Raw genomic sequence first — 15,863 nt, forward strand, 5'->3', positions numbered from 1 at the left:
AATCGGATATTCAAAAAAGTGAAGTAATAATTGAGACGAAATCCCAGTTTTAGAGCATAAAGAATAAAGCACAAAGAATAAAGTCCATAGGGAATTAGTGCACAGGAAACAGTTCAGAATTCATCCCCGCAGGGGATTCCTACATTATTCTTTATGCATTGTGCTTTATTCTTTATTAATATATTTACAATATGAAAACACTCCTCTACTGCCTTCTCTTCCTCCCCGCTCTCCTATTCGCTCAAACAAATAAAGACGAATCCGACATCAAATCTGTCCTGAATACTCAGATTACCTTGTGGAATGCGGGTGACGTGAAAGGTTTCATGGAATACTATGAAAAATCCCCTAACCTAAAATTCATCGGAAAGTCAGGTGTCGTATCAGGATGGGAAGCCACATTAGCGCGTTATTTAAAATCCTATCCAAACAGAGAGACGATGGGAACACTGGATTTTGACATTCAAGAAATCGATGTAACAGCGGGGAAAACGGCCTGGGTATTAGGTAAATGGCATTTAACTAGACCAACGGTTGGTGATGCTGGAGGATATTTTACGTTGCTGATGAAGAAGGTGAAGGGGAAGTGGCTGGTTGTGAGGGATCATACATCGTAGATTTTAGATATCTGTTACAAAAATGGCCTACGTCATATTTTTCGTAACAGATATCTAAAATCTAACGATGATCTAATTCTTATCAAAAGATCAAGAGCGATGTAGAAAGATTTACTGCTTGCGAGCTAACTTGGAGGTATTTCAAGAAAATATTTCGCAGGACATTTTCGGAAATACCTCCAAGTTAGCTCGCAATAGAAATCTAGATACTAACTCTCGAAAACACATAAAACATCTCCCCCGCAATTTGTCTAGACCTCGCATCATATTGCGCGGCTTCTTCCGGCGTATCATCAAATGCTTTTGGGTCCTCGTAGCGTACAGGGATTCTAGCTTCTGCTCCTGGAATAAAAGGACAATTTTCATCCGCATGCGAACAAGTCATGACCGAGGCAAAAATGCCATGCGGGTTGATGACGTCATTATATAATTTCGAAAATAAGATGATGGGCCGTGCATCTTGGGTGTGCAAGGCAAAGTAGATGGGGTTCGAGTGTCCGTGTTTGGAGATGATGAAACCCATTCTTTCTAAAGAGGCCACTGTGCGTTCATTGCAAGCCGTTACTTCTACCCCGCCAGAATAGCACTGAGCTGGGATTTGGAAATAATCGGCAGCGGTTTGTGCCCAGACTTGCGAGAATTGCGAGCGGCGTGAGTTGTGCGTGCAAATGAAATTCAGTCGAATTGGCTGCTCTTTCTTGCGTTTGTCTTTGATGTAATCAATCAAGACCTGTAAAATTTCTCTGCGTTCCTCTGGAATTTCGAGGGAGAGGATTTGTTCCAAATTTTGGTTTAATAAATCTTTCATCTTAGCAACATCCAGAGCCTGGAGCACAAGTGTTAGCAGCTTGAACTTCGGCGATTTTAAGTTTTGGTTTTTCTATCACAGCCGCTGCTGGGGGCATGCAACAAGCGGAGGCATCTTGCATTTCATAGTGCGGGTCATTGAATTCTGCATCCTCGTGGAAATAATATACTTCCCATTGAACACCATCTGGATCCGTAGCCCAGAATTTATCTTGAACGGCATAGCAGCAAGAGGTGCCTATTTCCTCTTTGGAAACAAGACCTTGTTTTCTAGCTACTTCTAAACGGGCGTTCATTTCTTCAGCTGTCTCTACCTGGAAACCTAAGTGGCCAAAGTTTGACTGAACACGCTCCGGATTTTCAATGAACGAGATAATTAATGACGGGCTATCTAATACATATTTTGCATAACCCGGCTTCACTTTGGTGGCTGGTTGGCCGAAAAAAGTTGAATAAAAATTCACCGATGCCGCTAAATTGCTGACATACAGGGAGACGTGCATTCGTGGAAAAGTTGACATATTAACAACAGTTAGATTTTTGTGCGATAAAATAGTTTTCAAAAAATGTTCCAAAAAGCTGGCTAAATTCCGCCCACTTCGCTGGATTTATGCAATAACATACGGAAACTCCTTCGATGGTCCCTTGGATAAATCCGACCTCTTTCAACTCTCTTAAATGTTGAGAAACGGTAGCTTGTGCTAAACCTAATTCTTGAACTAGATCGCCGTTTATGCAGGTATTGGATTTGACCAAAAATTGCAAAATCGCGACACGCGCTGGATGCCCTAGTACTTTGGCCATCTGTGCAATCGCATTTTGCTCGTCGGTAAACAGATCGGTTTTAGTAATTCCCATAACTTAATTATTACATTGCAATATTACGATGAATGAAATAAATAAAAAAGGCCGAAGCCTATTTTATTTTTAATCTCTATAATTCAAAGCCGGTTTGCGATCGCCTAAAAGAGCCTTGTACTTAAATTCAGCCCCTTTTCGCTTATTCCACTCTGCTTTTGCCGCTTCGATTAACGCTGGGTTTTTAAATAGATCGAGGGCGGTTCCTGCGATCGTTTTCGCAGCTACCATCATTCCTTTTTTACCGATGCTAGTCCCACCGGCAGCTACCGCCTGCCAGCTGTGTGCTGTCGTACCTGGGACCCAAGTCGCTGTACCTAGACCAATGGTAGGAACTACCCAGCTTACATCACCCACATCCGTCGAGCCTCCGCCGCTCGGATCTGGACGACCTGGAACCACAGATGAAGTGGACGCTAAATCGGTTTGTAACATACCCGGAGTTTGCTGTATTTGTTTCGCAAAGGCTAATTCAGTTGGATTTAAGGTATAACCACCCACGGTTTGCAGATTTGAACTCATGATAGAGGCTAGCTTTTCATTTGGCAAAATTTCATAAACTCCACCGATAACTTCTAATTCGTATCGTGTTCCTGTTCCTAAGGCTGCACCTTCGGCTGCTTTTTCCAAGCGATTCCAAACGTCCATCACGATATCGCGTTGTGGAGAACGCACATAATAATAGACCTCCGCGTAATCTGGGACAATATTAGGTGCTTTCCCTCCATTCGTGATGACATAGTGAATACGCGTAGAAGAAGGCACGTGTTCGCGCATCATATTCGCCATGAAATCCATCGCCTCCACCGCATCTAGTGCTGAACGACCTCTTTCTGGGGAAGCAGCCGCGTGCGAGGAAAGGCCGTAGAAACGGAATTTACCAGTTTTATTGGCTAAAGATGAACCTGTCGAAACGGAGTTCGCATCACTTGGATGCCAGTGCAACATGACATCTGCGTCATTAAATAAGCCTTCGCGAACCATGTATACTTTACCAGAACCACCTTCTTCGGCAGGACAACCATATAATTTTATTGTCCCTTTCCCGCCCGTTTCTTTCAACCATTCTTTCACCGCGATAGCGGCAGCAGAAGAACCTGTCCCAAATAAATGGTGGCCACAAGCGTGTCCAGAGGCACCACCCAAGGAACGCTTAGTCGGAATAGAATCCTGCGATAATCCAGGCAAGGCATCGTATTCAGCCATAATTCCAATCACCGGTTTACCTTGACCATAGGTCGCAACGAAAGCGGTAGGAATACCGGCTACGCCAGATTCGATGGTAAAACCCGCTTGTTTTAAAGTTTCTTGAAGAAGAGCAGAGGATTGCTTTTCCTTGTAACCGACTTCGGCGTAATTCCAGATTTTTTGTGCGATATCGCTGTAATGGGACTCCTGCTGTTGAATTCGAGCAAGGACTTTCTTTTTGTCAGCGTCTTGGGCTAAAACAGGAAGACTTAAAATAAGGAGTAAGACTATTTTTTTCATAGGGAAGGTACAATAAACTTAAATTTAGCAGGAAGAACTTGGAAATCAAATTGATCTGACGTTTGGACTTCTCCGTCTACCTGGGCACTGAGGACACGATCCGTTTTAATCTTGATGTCTTTCTCCTTCGAAAATTCCACGATGGGTAGTTTCACATGTTTGCCCGACTGAATGATGGGCATGTAGAATAATCGCTGCCAAACCGGAATATGCCGGCAATACATCACGTCTAATAATCCATCCTGAATCTCTGCGTGGGGGAAGAAATGAAATCCTCCTCCGGCTCGAGAGGAATTAAAGACCATACAAAGAAAGACTTTTCTTTGGCCCTGAATATGATACGATTTGAATTGTAGTAAATTAGGAATTGCTGCCAAATAATAGCCTAGACCTCCTTTAAAGTAGCGAATAGATTCCATCGATTTCAAGACCTCTCCCTCGATTCCGATGCCCACACCATTTAAAAATAATTGCCCATTACAGGACCCAGCATCGAATAACTCTGTATGTCCTGCCAAAACGGCATCCAGATGCGCCTGCCGAGATCGCTCCCCAAATAGCTTCCAATAAAAATCATTTCCTGTGCCTCCTTTAAATAGGGCAATGGGCTTATCAAGCGAAGGATATTTGTTCACAAAATAATTAAACGTGCCATCGCCGCCCATGACCCAAACTTGATCAAAATCACTTAAATCTGTTGGCCATTCTTTTGCAAAAAGCTGAATTTCCCAGTCTGATTTTTTTACCTTTACCGTTTCAATGACCCAAGAAAAATAATCCGCAATAGCGACAGTCTTTTTTAAGGGATTGATGAGAAACGCAATTTGTTGATTCATACCTATATTGGAATTGTCTAAATTTAACAAAAAATAATCTTATATGTCAAATTCCCTACCTACCGCCATCATTACCGGAGCCTCTCGTGGAATCGGCCGTGCATTAGCTATCTTATTGGCGCAGAACAACTTCCAACTCAGTTTAGTGGCTCGTAACAAAGGTGAATTAAAAGACTTGGCGGCAGAAATAACCGACATGGGGCATCGCCCGCTGTATTTTGATGGGGATGTGTCTGACGAGGCTTTTGTCGAGATGGCAGTGGAGAAAACGATACATACTTTTGGACATATTGATTTTGTGATCAATAATGCGGGGATCGGGGCTTTTGGGCCTACGGAATCCTATTCTGCAGCACAATGGGATCAGGTATTTGACACGAATGTAAAAGGCACCTTTTTATTCTCACAGAAGGCGCTTCCTCATCTGAAAGCCGCTAATAAGGGCCATTTTATTACGATTGCCTCAGATGTGGCGAAACGGGTTTTTGATGGAGGCTCACTGTATTGTGCTTCTAAATATGCACAGCATGCCTTTACTGAGGCACTAAGAAAAGAAGTTAGAAAAGATGGAATTAAGGTAAGCACTATTTACTCTGGATTAGTCGATTCCCATTTTCATGCGGACCCTGCGGGAGATCCCTCTCACCAAGGCTGGCTAAGCCCAGAAGATATGGCGAACAGCATCTATTATGTAATGAATCAACCGGCCCACGTGGTTATCGATGAATTGATGATCCACCCTTTAAATCAAGAATATTAGGTTCAACAGTGTAGGACAGTTTGCTGGTCTTGGGTAGAATAGTTAAATTTCATCTACGAATAAACCTATCAAACATGTCATTACGTAAACCCTCCTTGAGTTTCAGCCAAATCGTCAACATGAACGTTGGATTTTTTGGTATTCAATATAGTTTCGGATTACAGCAGAGCGCTGTGAATCCCATTTATGATTTTCTAGGAGCGAGTCCAGACGAAATTCCCTTATTAAACTTAGCTGGACCGGTTACAGGTTTATTAATTCAGCCTTTCATCGGTGCCTTAAGTGACAGCACCTGGCACCCGAAGTGGGGTCGCCGCAAGCCCTATTTCTTCATAGGAGCCTTATTATGCAGCATTTGCCTCCTGTTATATCCGTTCAGTTCTTCCTTATGGATGGCAGCGAGTTTATTGTGGATCCTAGATGCAGGGAATAATACGGCCATGGAGCCTTACCGTGCGTTTGTGGCAGATAAATTAAACGACGAGCAGCAGCCGACAGGCTTTCAGATGCAGAGTTTCTTTACAGGTTTTGGCCAAACCTTAGCCAATCTTTCCCTCTTCATCTTCCCAATGATATTTATTGGAAAAACCGGTTCCTTGCCCACCTGGGTATATGCCTCCTTCTTTTTAGGGGCCGTTTGTTCGATCGGGTCGATTTGGTGGAGCATGCACACGACCTCAGAAATTGAACCGACTGAAGAAGAATTAAAGGAAATTCGAGCTCGCAAAACCAGCGTGCTTGAATCCATTTTCGAGATTTTCCATGCGATTGGAGAAATGCCCAAAGTGATGTGGCAATTAGCTCTCGTGTATCTATTCCAATGGTATGCCCTATTCTGCTACTGGCAAAATTCATCGAAGAGTATTGCGCTGTCTGTTTGGAACGCAACACCGAAAGATAACCCAGAACTTTACGAACAAGCGGTTTCCTGGACAGGCTTAGTCAATGGATGGTACAACATCGTCACCTTCTTATCTGCCTTAGCACTAGCTCGTTATGCCAATAAATATGGAGCTAAAACCGTGCATATGGTTTGTTTGATATTAGCGGCGGCAGGCTTTCTTGCTTTCCCACACATTGAGAATAAAAACTTGTTATTCTTCGCCATTTCTGGTTTCGGAATCGGCTGGGCTAGTATGATGGGCATCCCGTATTTACTCGTCGTGGGCGATATCCCTAAAGAGCGTTATGGGGTTTATATGGGTATCATCAATATGATGATTGTGATTCCGATGATCTTGCAAAATCTATCGTTTGGCTATATTTTAAAGCATTTTTTAGACAATGATCCCAGAAATGCGATTACCTTTGCAGGAGCTTTATTAGCCATTGCAGCCCTAGCGACTGCCTTTATTAAACCATCCCCTACTAAACAATCCGCATGAGTGTCATTTGTATAGGCGAAGCCTTGATTGATATGATTTGTACTGATAAAGGTTCTAGCCTGTCAGACGGTCAGCATTTTTTAAAGAAACCGGGAGGTGCTCCCACGAATGTAGCAGCCGCGATAGGAGCTTTAGGTGGTGAGGTTTTATTAAGTGCCAAAGTAGGAAATGACCCTTTCGGTCGCCAGCTCATCTCGGTGATGCAGGATTTTAACGTGGACACGAAACATGTTCATTTAGACCCAAAGTCTTTCACGACTTTTGCCTTCGTTTCCTTGATGCTAGACGGAGAGCGCGATTTCGTATTTAATCGAGGCGCAGATGCGGCTTTAACAGAAGCAGAAGTGGCGGCGATTGATCTAGCTAGCGCGAATATTGTTCACTTCGGATCAGCTACGGCATTTCTTGAAGGGCCACTAAATGCGGCCTATTATTCCTTAAAAGACCGAGCAAAAAAGGACGGAAAAATCATTTCTTTTGACCCGAATTACCGCCATTTATTGTTTGGCGATAAAATACCGACCTTCATTAAGCAAAGTCTACTCTTTCTGAAAGAGGCCGATTTCACAAAGTTATCAGATGAAGAAGCGATGCTAATCACGGAGACGGAGACCTTAGAGGACGCAACTGAAGCCTTATTGGAGATCTGCAAGGGTGTTTTTGCCATTACCCTAGGGAAAGAGGGTACTTTATTAGGCCTAGCTGGCAAAACCTATGTTATTCCTAGTATTGCCATTCAACCGGTCGACACCACAGGTGCAGGGGATGCCTTTGTAGGCGCTGTACTTTATCAATTAGATGGTTTAAAAATCCAAGATCTTGATTTTGCGGCTTGGAAAAAGATTGTGGAAAATGCCAACAAAGCAGGTGCAAGAACGTGCGAATACCTAGGGGCGATGGAGGCCTTTAAAAATTTGAACAACAGTATTTTTAATTAATAGAACGTGTACAATTCCGCTTTACAAAAACAGGCGCATGCGCTTATAAAGAACCATAAGATCAAAGATGCAGGCTTTCAAGAGCGTTTAACTGCGAATTTGGACGATATCCATACCCATTTCAGAACGATTTATGGCGACAGCCCTTTATTCACCGATTTAATCAACGCTATTTTTCAAGCCCACCTAGATCGCCCTGCGGATTTGAAAAAGCGGGATGAGGCGAAAGCGAAGAAAACCGAAAACTGGTTTTTAAGTCAAGACCTCGTGGGAATGAGTCTTTACGTGGATCGTTTCGCAGGAAAGATTAAGGACCTGCCAGCTAAATTGCCTTATTTGGAGAAATTAGGCGTGAATTTCCTCCATCTGATGCCCTTATTTAAGAGCCCTGAAGGCGAGAGTGATGGCGGTTATGCGGTGGAAGACTTCCGGGTGGTAGAGGAAAAGCTAGGAACCATCGAAGATCTGCGCGCTTTCCAGCAAGAATTACAGCAAAAGGACATGTACTTGATGATCGACATCGTGTTAAATCACACGTCGCATCACCATGAATGGGCGAAACTGGCGAAAGCGGGAATTAAAGAATATCAAGATTATTTCTACATGTACGACGACCGCCGCATTCCGGATGCGATGGAAGAGACGATGCCAGAAATTTTCCCTGAAAGTTCACCCGGCAGTTTTACTTATGACGAGAAATTAGACAAATGGGTGATGACGGTTTTCCATCATTACCAATGGGATTTGAATTATACGAATCCCAAAGTCTTTGTGGAAATGCTCACTAACGTATTCTACTATGCGAATCTAGGCGTGGATGTGGTGCGTATTGATGCTCCAGCCTTCATTTGGAAACAGATGGGCACTTCTTGCCAAAACCTACCCGAAGCCCATCAATTATTGCAATTAATTAAAATGTGTGTGGAGGTGGCAACGCCAGGAATGGCCATTTTGGGCGAGGCGATTGTGGCACCGGCACAGATTATGGAATATTTTGGGACGGGGCGTTTCGCGACACACGAATGTGATTTCGCTTATAATGCCACCCAAATGGCAGTGCAATGGGATGCACTTGCTACAGGCGATATTCGCGTGATGCGCACCGCACAAAACGAATTAAGCCGTAAACCAAAAGGTGCGACTTGGCTAACGTATACGCGTTGCCATGACGACATCGGTTTAGGATATGATGATTGGATGATCGAACAAGCTGGATATAATCCCTACGATCACCGCTCGTATATCAAGAATTATTATAGCGGCGGAATCGACTCGCCAGCCACAGGGGCCCTTTTTGCGGTGAATCCAAAGACACAGGATGCACGCTTATCTGGTTCACTGGCCTCTTTATGCGGTTTGGAAAAAGCCTTAGCTGCAAAAGAGGCAAAGGCCATTCAGACATCAATCGACAAGATTACCTTGATGCAGGCCCAAAGTATGTTTGTGGGAGGCGTTCCTATGTTATTCTATGGTGACGAGGCAGCCTACACGAATGATTACAGCTATTTACAAGATCCAGGAAAATCCTATGATAACCGTTGGATGCACAGACCTATCATTGATTGGAAGAAAAATGCCGCGGTGGACGCTAAAAATACGGTGGAAAACCAGGTATTCTCGAATTTACAAAAGCTGATCAAGCTGCGTAAATCGTTGAAAGCGGTGGCTGATTTGAAAAATATTCATTGGTTAGAGATTCATAATAACTCCATCATCGCTTTCGAGCGCTTTGTTGATGGTGAGAAAGTATATTTTTTATTCAACTTTAGCGCAGCACCACAAGAAGTGACCTATTATGTACTCGGTGCTTATGGAGAACGTCCTACTTCGCTGAAAGACCTTTGGTCAGGCAAAACAATCCAGATCGGAATGGATCACGACCATTTAGCGTTTGCTCCTTACCAGTTTTACATCCTAAAATAAAAAAACATCCCCCACAAGGGGATGTTTTTCCAGATTCTAAATTCAATCATTAAACACTAAAAAACCGTTAGGCGGATTATAAAATTGCGTCCAAAGCCTTCTTACTGATGCGAAGACTTTCGAAAGCGTCTTTCGGGAAGTCATGTTCTACAAAGAAGTGTTCTAATCCTCCTGATTTAGCTGCATCAAAAATGCGCTTGTAGTTAATGACACCCTCTCCCACTGGGAGAATATTTTTAAATTCTGAGTCAAAATCTTTGATATGGCAGAGTGGGAAACGTCCAGGATGCTGCTTAAATAAGGCAGGCACATCCACGCCCGCTTTGGAAGCCCAGCCTAAGTCTAATTCAAATTTCAATAAGTCTGCTGGAACCTGAGAGGCGAAAACGTCAAACGCTTTTTGGCCATCTACTACTTTAAATTCTGCATCGTGGTTATGGTAGCAGAAAGTTAAACCCGCTTTCTTCGCTAATTCACCCACTTTATTTAGAGAGACAACAGCTTCAGAAACCTCGTCCTTCGTCTCAATCGGGATATTCGCACAAACTAAATACTTCACACCTGCCTCCGCAGCGTTATCTACTGCTTGCTGCGCGTCATCACGTAGATTCATCATCTTCGGGAAACGTGACATATCCACACCTGGACGCGGTTTTAGCGGAGCCCCCACCACGTGATGTGCCACCCAATTAAGACCCAAATCTGCATTTAAAGCCTTAAATTCCTTGCCTTTCATTCCATAAAAACCAGGCAACATACTGAAGGCAGATTCGATTTCGGTATATCCGAGATCTGCAATTTTCTGCAGATTACCTTTCACGTCTTGGTCGAATTTGCCAAAGAAGGTAAACAGTTGAATACCTACCGGACGGCTTGTGTAAGTTTGGGCAGATAAAAAACGAGGAGCAAAAACGCTAGCGGCTAAGAATGCGCTGGACTGTTGTAAAAATTTCCTTCTCGAGTTCATAAAAATAAGTTTAGAGGTAATGCTTCAAAGTTAATGTATTTTATTGATACAATAAATTATTTTTTCCATTTTTCTCCAAAAATCGTCTGAAAAGTCATCTCTGTGGCCTTTATCTTCGTATTGTTTTTATGCCAAGCGAAGTCCCCTCCATCCCGGTGACTTTCCGAATAATACACGCGGTGTCCCCAATTAAGCACTCGATCGCCAGATTGGTAGATAGGCGCATCGGCCATATTTTTATCAAAGGAACAGTTGAACAAATAAAATTGTGCTTCCCGGTGGTAGCGACCTAATTTATATCCCGGATCACCAATGAAACGGCAATTCTTCAAAACCGTTTTCGCCTGCTCATCACCCGATCCATCATGCCAAATCGCCGCACTAAGATTATGACAAACGAATGTACAATTTTCTGCCAAGGCATAGCCCCGAGGACAATACAAATCCACTCCTCCCTCAATTAAACAGTCATTCAAATAATACATACCCGTATTCACATCCCAAGGACTCATCGTATCCCCACCTCCGGAACGAAGTGTGCAATGTTCAAAAGACAAGCGGGTCGCGCCCGGCATCGTCCGAACCGCGAATTGATGACCATCCACACGCACGATCTTTTCACCCTCTTTCTCCCCTTTTTCTCGTGGTAAAGCATATTTCTGAACCGTAGTTGTCGTCTCCTTCCCGGCCTCATTTAGGCAAGGGATGGTCACATCGCTTTTGGCATTAAAACCGTAGTCATTCATAATCGTCAAATTTGAAAACGATAAATCATGCCCCTTTACATTCAACACGCCTGCACCGTAATCATCTGGATTTGAACAACGCCAAATATCCCGCGCAATCGTCTCCTGAATCACCACGCCTGCCCTACTTTCCCCCACAAAACGTAAATGATGCTTCAAGGAATCGACGAAAATCTTCTCCCGATAAACGCCATTCTTGATATAAATCTCTTGTCCCGGACGCGCTACATCCACGGCAGATTGTATCGTTTTAAATTCAGTACCGACCACTAAACGCTTCTTCATAAAACGGTCCATCCGATTCACCACCTGGTCAATGTAACGATTCATTAGCACGAAGGTATGGTGTGATTTCTCGAAGGTATAGTATTCTGTATGTATGCCAAACGTCGCCATTTTTCGCATAAAATCATCGCGACCTGCGTGCATTCGATCATCTCCTGAATTTAAAAACAAAACCGGTGGATCGCCTTTTGTGACATGGCCTAACGCTGAGGCCTCTTTCCAAATCGCTTCTCCCGCTACTTTGTTGTATCCAAAATAAAGCGTGGCCGCCGAAGTACGTTTGCTATCATCCCCTTCCCCTGACTCTGGATGAATAAAAGCTAAAATACCGTCCACATCGATAACACCGGCTAGCTTAACTCCTTTACCGTAGGTGTTTTCGTCTTGAACCGAGCCTAAAAGCGCAGCCATTTGGCCCCCTGCTGAATAGCCACCAACATAGATTTCTCCGACATTTTTTCGCTTAGCTACCCATTGCAGGGCTGCCTGCGCATCGAGCATGGCCGCTGGATATAAAGCCTCCGTGGATAAACGGTATTCCACTAGAAATACGCGATAACCGCGATCTGCGAGTGCTTTTGCTAATGGAATATGTTGAGAACGATGGCCGGTACGCCAACCTCCCCCATGGAAAAAAACCAGCGTAGGTAGCTTGCGGGAGGAAATGGAATATTCATCCACCATCAATTTTCTCGCTCCTATCACTTTGTACACTGAACTTTGAACTTTGCACTTTGAACTTTGATACTCAGCAAGGCGAATTGTAGGATCTTGCTTCGATACCATTCTCAAGGCGGAGTAATTCGTGAAGGAGGTATCTGGTTTCCCCGTAATACCCGATTTGTCTTGGGCTTGAAGTGACCAGCAACTTAGCAGAAATAAAAGAAGGAGTTTGCGCATAATTTGTAAAGGGGAAGATTCGATATTTCTAATCATTCTTCCTAATTTACGACTCTAAATCGATTAACATGAAAAATATACGCGTGCTCGTGGTGGGTTGCGGAAACATGGGAGCCTCTCATGCGAAAGCCTACCAGAATGTAGCTGGATTTGAAATTTGTGGACTCGTTTCCCCAGGAAATAGCAAAGAAGTATTGAATGAAGCATTAGGTGGGGGCCAAAAGCTCTACAGCGACTATTATACCGCCCTTGCCGACTCTAAACCCGATGCCGTTTGCATCTCCACTTACCCAGATACACACGAAGCTTATTCCATTGCAGCCTTAGAAGCTGGGTGCCATGTATTTTTAGAGAAACCCATCGCTGACTCCTTAGCCGGCGCGATTCGCGTCGCAGAGGCGGTGCAGAAAAGTGGCAAGAAGCTAGTCGTGGGCTATATTTTACGCCACCATCCCTCTTGGATTAAATTCATTGAAATCGCGAAGACGATGGGAAAACCCCTCGTGATGCGTATGAATCTCAACCAGCAATCCCACGGTTACATGTGGGATGTACACCGTAATTTGATGAAATCCCTAAGTCCTATCGTGGATTGCGGCGTTCATTATATTGATGTGATGTGCCAAATGACTCGCTCTAAACCCCTTCGCGTTTCAGCGATCGGTGCTAGAATGACGGAAGATATTCCGACCGGAAATTATAATTACGGTCAGCTTCAAATCCATTTTGAAGATGGATCCGTAGGCTGGTACGAAGCGGGCTGGGGTCCAATGATCTCACAGAACGCCTATTTTGTCAAAGATGTTTTTGGGCCTAAAGGTTCCGTTTCCATCGTCGCCAAAAACGCCGGTGGTGAAGGTAAATCCGATGATGTGGAATCCCACACCAAGACCGAATCCCTTCGTGTCCATCACGCAGACATTGATTCCAGTAACGAATTTACAAAAGACGACGAATGGGTCAATCTTACCGATGAACCTGACCACCAAGGCCTTTGCGATCGCGAGCAGGCCTATTTTCTGCGTGCCATTCAAGACAACGTGGATCTAACCGATCACGTAGAGGATGCAGTAAACAGCCTTCGCATCGCCTTTGCGTGTGATGAGTCGGTAAGGACGGGGGAGATGGTGAGGCTATAGTCGCTAGTCGCTAGTCGGGAGTCGAGAGTCGGGAATCTGAAGTATGAGAGTCACTAATTTTAGACTTATTCACTTTTGACTAGCGACTAGTGACTAGCGACTATTTAAACTAACAAAAAAGGTCTCTTACCGAGACCTTTTTTGTTAGTTTAAATACTTGGCTAACCAGCCTTGTATCTCCGCATAATGGAACTTCGAATTATCTGGATTTAGAATCCAGTGATTCTCACCCGGGAAGACGATCAGCTTGGATGGAATCTGCAAGCGCTGGTGAATGCTCCAGTTTTCCAAGGTATTGTTAATCGGCACGCGGTAATCATTTTCACCTACCGTTAAGAGCATAGGTGTTTTGAAATTTGCCGCGAAGCGCATTGGATTTTGTTCCTTCCAAGTCTTAGTAGGTACCCAAGGAGCTCCTCCATTCATTAATTCTCTGCCCCAAATCACATCCGACGTTCCCCACTGTGCCTCAGAGTTCACTAAACCGGCATGGGAAATCAGACATTTGTAGTGAGACGTAGTTGCTTGCATCCAGTTCGCTAAGTGACCACCGTAGGACGCTCCACCAGCCGCTTGTTTGCTCCCATCGATGTAAGAGAAGCGTTTGATAGCATCAGCAGCGGCTTCTTGAATTTCTTGACCTGGACCTTTGAAGGGATCAAATTGAATATCTTGTGCGAATTTCTCGCCATAGCCCACAGATCCGGTATAATCTGTCATCACGATCACATAGCCTGCTGAACCTAAAATATAAGGGTTCCAACGGTAGCCAAATACATCTTTGAACGAACTAGCTGGACCTCCGTGCATTAAAACAAACAAAGGATATTTCTTCGAAGGATCAAATCCAGTCGGCTTCAATACCACCGAACGGATGTTTTTTCCGCGAGATGATTTAGTCCAAATCACTTCCGGCTTCTGCAAATCCAATCCAGCTAAAACGGCGTCATTGGCTTTAGAAATGGCCTTCAATGTAGTATTAGAAGAAACCCATACTTCGGGTGGAGAAGCAATGGATTGGTAATAATAGGCAAAAACGGATGACTTTGCAGAAAGACTTAATCCAGTAAAGGATCCTGTTTCGCCCCCAAGAACAGGCTTAACCGAACCATCAGCCACCCAAATTTCAACGATGCGATCAACACCCTGATCTTCAATACTGGCAAAAATAGAGGAACCGGCCATTTCCATATCATTGATGGGACGGTCGAGGGAGGTGGCTAATTCTTTTTTAGCGCTATGAGTCGAGGCATCAAATCGATACAAGCGATTCAAATAGTAGATTTTAGTGCCAATGGCGGAACCGGATGCGATTAAATACTTTCCGTCTTCCGTGTATTCTGCAGACGAATAATCGGTTTCATCATTGACTAAAACGGACTCTTTTCCTCCAGAAAGGCTTACAGAATAGATATTGGATTTTGCCGATTGATAGGCTGTGGTGTTGTATTCGGCGGTTGCAGTAAATACCACTGATTTTCCATCTGGGCTAAAATTATAAGAACCTAAACGGAATCCAGGGGATTGAACCAGCGAAATATCCTTCATTAAATTCACCGGTTGAGCGCCAGATTTTAAATCCATCGCAAAAATGTGACCTTGTTTTTCATCTAACCAAGCATCCCAATAGCGAACAGGGAAGGAATGGTAGACTCTGGCTTTGGTCTTGATTTTCTTCTTTTCATCTGCTAATTTCTTGCTAGCAGAATCGCTGAAAGCGGTAGGGAAAACGCGGCTAGAGAAGATGATTTTAGATCCGTCTGGGGAGAATTTAACATCGTTCACGCCGGTTGATAAAGTGGTTAGTCGTTGAGCTTCTCCCCCAGCTAAGGGAAGTACATATAATTGAGGGGCATCGTCGCCGTCTCTTTTGGCAATAAAATAGATCTTATCTGAAGCAACAGACCACTGGTAATTGTCCTCGCCTCCTTTTGAATTCGTTAGCTTGCGGGGTTCAGAAGAGCCATCCGCTGCGGCAATCCAAAGATCGGAAGTTTGCTCGTCAAGATTATAGGAAGTCTCCACTCGAGAATAGATGACGAAGCGGCCATCAGGTGAAATTTTAGGGGCACCCACTTTCTTTAATTTGATCATGATCTCATGGGTCATGGGCTTTTGGGCATTAACTGAGAAGCCTAAAACCAGAAAGCAGGTCAAGAATTTTAACAATTTTTTCATATAGGTAGTTTAGATACATTAAATTAATTAATTTAA

Annotated in this window: 14 protein-coding genes; 6 read left to right on the forward strand and 8 right to left on the reverse strand. The window is 43.9% G+C overall.

Annotation, left to right across the window (positions count from 1 at the left end):
* Positions 1-191 precede the first annotated feature (191 nt).
* Positions 192-617 carry a YybH family protein gene (locus tag V7S74_RS03910; protein ID WP_406777454.1) on the forward strand — a complete coding sequence of 142 codons (426 nt, stop codon included), beginning with the start codon at positions 192-194 and terminating at the stop codon, positions 615-617.
* 202 nt (positions 618-819) lie between these two features.
* On the opposite strand, the gene V7S74_RS03915 is transcribed toward V7S74_RS03910, so the two are convergent.
* From V7S74_RS03915 to V7S74_RS03935, 5 genes are all read right to left on the reverse strand, one after another.
* A complete protein-coding gene (locus tag V7S74_RS03915; RefSeq protein WP_406777455.1) occupies positions 820-1,401 on the reverse strand; it encodes a low molecular weight phosphatase family protein in 582 nt (193 codons plus the stop codon).
* A 25-nt stretch (positions 1,402-1,426) separates the two neighbouring features.
* The gene (locus V7S74_RS03920; protein ID WP_406777456.1) at positions 1,427-1,945 is read right to left on the reverse strand and encodes an ArsI/CadI family heavy metal resistance metalloenzyme; all 519 of its coding nucleotides are present in this window, start codon (positions 1,943-1,945) and stop codon (positions 1,427-1,429) included.
* 1 nt (position 1,946) lies between these two features.
* Positions 1,947-2,282 carry an ArsR/SmtB family transcription factor gene (locus V7S74_RS03925; protein WP_406777457.1) on the reverse strand — a complete coding sequence of 112 codons (336 nt, stop codon included), beginning with the start codon at positions 2,280-2,282 and terminating at the stop codon, positions 1,947-1,949.
* A gap of 69 nt (positions 2,283-2,351) precedes the next feature.
* Complete coding sequence (locus tag V7S74_RS03930; RefSeq protein ID WP_406777458.1) at positions 2,352-3,770, reverse strand: amidohydrolase; 1,419 nt, start codon at positions 3,768-3,770, stop codon at positions 2,352-2,354.
* Positions 3,767-4,606, reverse strand: coding sequence for a diacylglycerol/lipid kinase family protein (locus V7S74_RS03935; protein WP_406777459.1), 840 nt, complete (start codon positions 4,604-4,606; stop codon positions 3,767-3,769). The genes V7S74_RS03930 and V7S74_RS03935 overlap by 4 nt, the downstream gene beginning before the upstream one ends.
* A gap of 43 nt (positions 4,607-4,649) precedes the next feature.
* Between V7S74_RS03935 and V7S74_RS03940 the strand changes: the two genes are divergently transcribed.
* The 4 genes from V7S74_RS03940 (at position 4,650) to V7S74_RS03955 (ending at position 9,612) form a co-directional block, all read left to right on the forward strand.
* Entirely contained in the window at positions 4,650-5,366 is a 717-nt protein-coding gene (locus tag V7S74_RS03940; protein ID WP_406777460.1) for an SDR family oxidoreductase, read from the forward strand.
* Positions 5,367-5,440: 74 nt separating this feature from the next.
* Positions 5,441-6,751: an MFS transporter gene (locus tag V7S74_RS03945; protein ID WP_406777461.1), complete on the forward strand. Its 1,311-nt coding sequence runs from the start codon at positions 5,441-5,443 to the stop codon at positions 6,749-6,751.
* Positions 6,748-7,689: a carbohydrate kinase family protein gene (locus tag V7S74_RS03950; RefSeq protein ID WP_406777462.1), complete on the forward strand. Its 942-nt coding sequence runs from the start codon at positions 6,748-6,750 to the stop codon at positions 7,687-7,689. The genes V7S74_RS03945 and V7S74_RS03950 overlap by 4 nt, the downstream gene beginning before the upstream one ends.
* 6 nt (positions 7,690-7,695) lie before the next feature.
* Positions 7,696-9,612: an alpha-amylase family glycosyl hydrolase gene (locus tag V7S74_RS03955; RefSeq protein ID WP_406777463.1), complete on the forward strand. Its 1,917-nt coding sequence runs from the start codon at positions 7,696-7,698 to the stop codon at positions 9,610-9,612.
* Between the two features lie 76 nt (positions 9,613-9,688).
* Here V7S74_RS03955 and V7S74_RS03960 read toward each other — a convergent pair whose 3' ends face one another.
* Both V7S74_RS03960 and V7S74_RS03965 read right to left on the reverse strand, forming a co-directional pair.
* Complete coding sequence (locus tag V7S74_RS03960; RefSeq protein WP_406777464.1) at positions 9,689-10,579, reverse strand: sugar phosphate isomerase/epimerase family protein; 891 nt, start codon at positions 10,577-10,579, stop codon at positions 9,689-9,691.
* Between the two features lie 56 nt (positions 10,580-10,635).
* A complete protein-coding gene (locus V7S74_RS03965) occupies positions 10,636-12,510 on the reverse strand; it encodes an alpha/beta fold hydrolase (protein ID WP_406777465.1) in 1,875 nt (624 codons plus the stop codon).
* 68 nt (positions 12,511-12,578) lie between these two features.
* Between V7S74_RS03965 and V7S74_RS03970 the strand changes: the two genes are divergently transcribed.
* On the forward strand, positions 12,579-13,649 hold the full coding sequence (locus V7S74_RS03970; RefSeq protein ID WP_406777466.1) for a Gfo/Idh/MocA family protein: 1,071 nt from the start codon (positions 12,579-12,581) through the stop codon (positions 13,647-13,649).
* Positions 13,650-13,793: 144 nt separating this feature from the next.
* Here V7S74_RS03970 and V7S74_RS03975 read toward each other — a convergent pair whose 3' ends face one another.
* Positions 13,794-15,827 carry a S9 family peptidase gene (locus tag V7S74_RS03975; RefSeq protein WP_406777467.1) on the reverse strand — a complete coding sequence of 678 codons (2,034 nt, stop codon included), beginning with the start codon at positions 15,825-15,827 and terminating at the stop codon, positions 13,794-13,796.
* Between the last annotated feature and the right edge of the window lie 36 nt (positions 15,828-15,863).

This window comes from Aquirufa novilacunae, assembly GCF_045310505.1.
GTDB classification, from domain to species: domain Bacteria; phylum Bacteroidota; class Bacteroidia; order Cytophagales; family Spirosomataceae; genus Aquirufa; species Aquirufa novilacunae.

Excerpts from the sequence above, each read along its gene's own strand:
- V7S74_RS03910 (WP_406777454.1), top strand. The coding sequence starts at position 192 with ATGAAAACACTCCTCTACTGCCTTCTCTTCCTCCCCGCTCTCCTATTC.
- V7S74_RS03920 (WP_406777456.1), bottom strand. The coding sequence starts at position 1,945 with ATGTCAACTTTTCCACGAATGCACGTCTCCCTGTATGTCAGCAATTTA.
- V7S74_RS03925 (WP_406777457.1), bottom strand. The coding sequence starts at position 2,282 with ATGGGAATTACTAAAACCGATCTGTTTACCGACGAGCAAAATGCGATT.
- V7S74_RS03930 (WP_406777458.1), bottom strand. The coding sequence starts at position 3,770 with ATGAAAAAAATAGTCTTACTCCTTATTTTAAGTCTTCCTGTTTTAGCC.
- V7S74_RS03935 (WP_406777459.1), bottom strand. The coding sequence starts at position 4,606 with ATGAATCAACAAATTGCGTTTCTCATCAATCCCTTAAAAAAGACTGTC.
- V7S74_RS03940 (WP_406777460.1), top strand. The coding sequence starts at position 4,650 with ATGTCAAATTCCCTACCTACCGCCATCATTACCGGAGCCTCTCGTGGA.
- V7S74_RS03945 (WP_406777461.1), top strand. The coding sequence starts at position 5,441 with ATGTCATTACGTAAACCCTCCTTGAGTTTCAGCCAAATCGTCAACATG.
- V7S74_RS03950 (WP_406777462.1), top strand. The coding sequence starts at position 6,748 with ATGAGTGTCATTTGTATAGGCGAAGCCTTGATTGATATGATTTGTACT.
- V7S74_RS03960 (WP_406777464.1), bottom strand. The coding sequence starts at position 10,579 with ATGAACTCGAGAAGGAAATTTTTACAACAGTCCAGCGCATTCTTAGCC.
- V7S74_RS03965 (WP_406777465.1), bottom strand. The coding sequence starts at position 12,510 with ATGCGCAAACTCCTTCTTTTATTTCTGCTAAGTTGCTGGTCACTTCAA.
- V7S74_RS03970 (WP_406777466.1), top strand. The coding sequence starts at position 12,579 with ATGAAAAATATACGCGTGCTCGTGGTGGGTTGCGGAAACATGGGAGCC.
- V7S74_RS03975 (WP_406777467.1), bottom strand. The coding sequence starts at position 15,827 with ATGAAAAAATTGTTAAAATTCTTGACCTGCTTTCTGGTTTTAGGCTTC.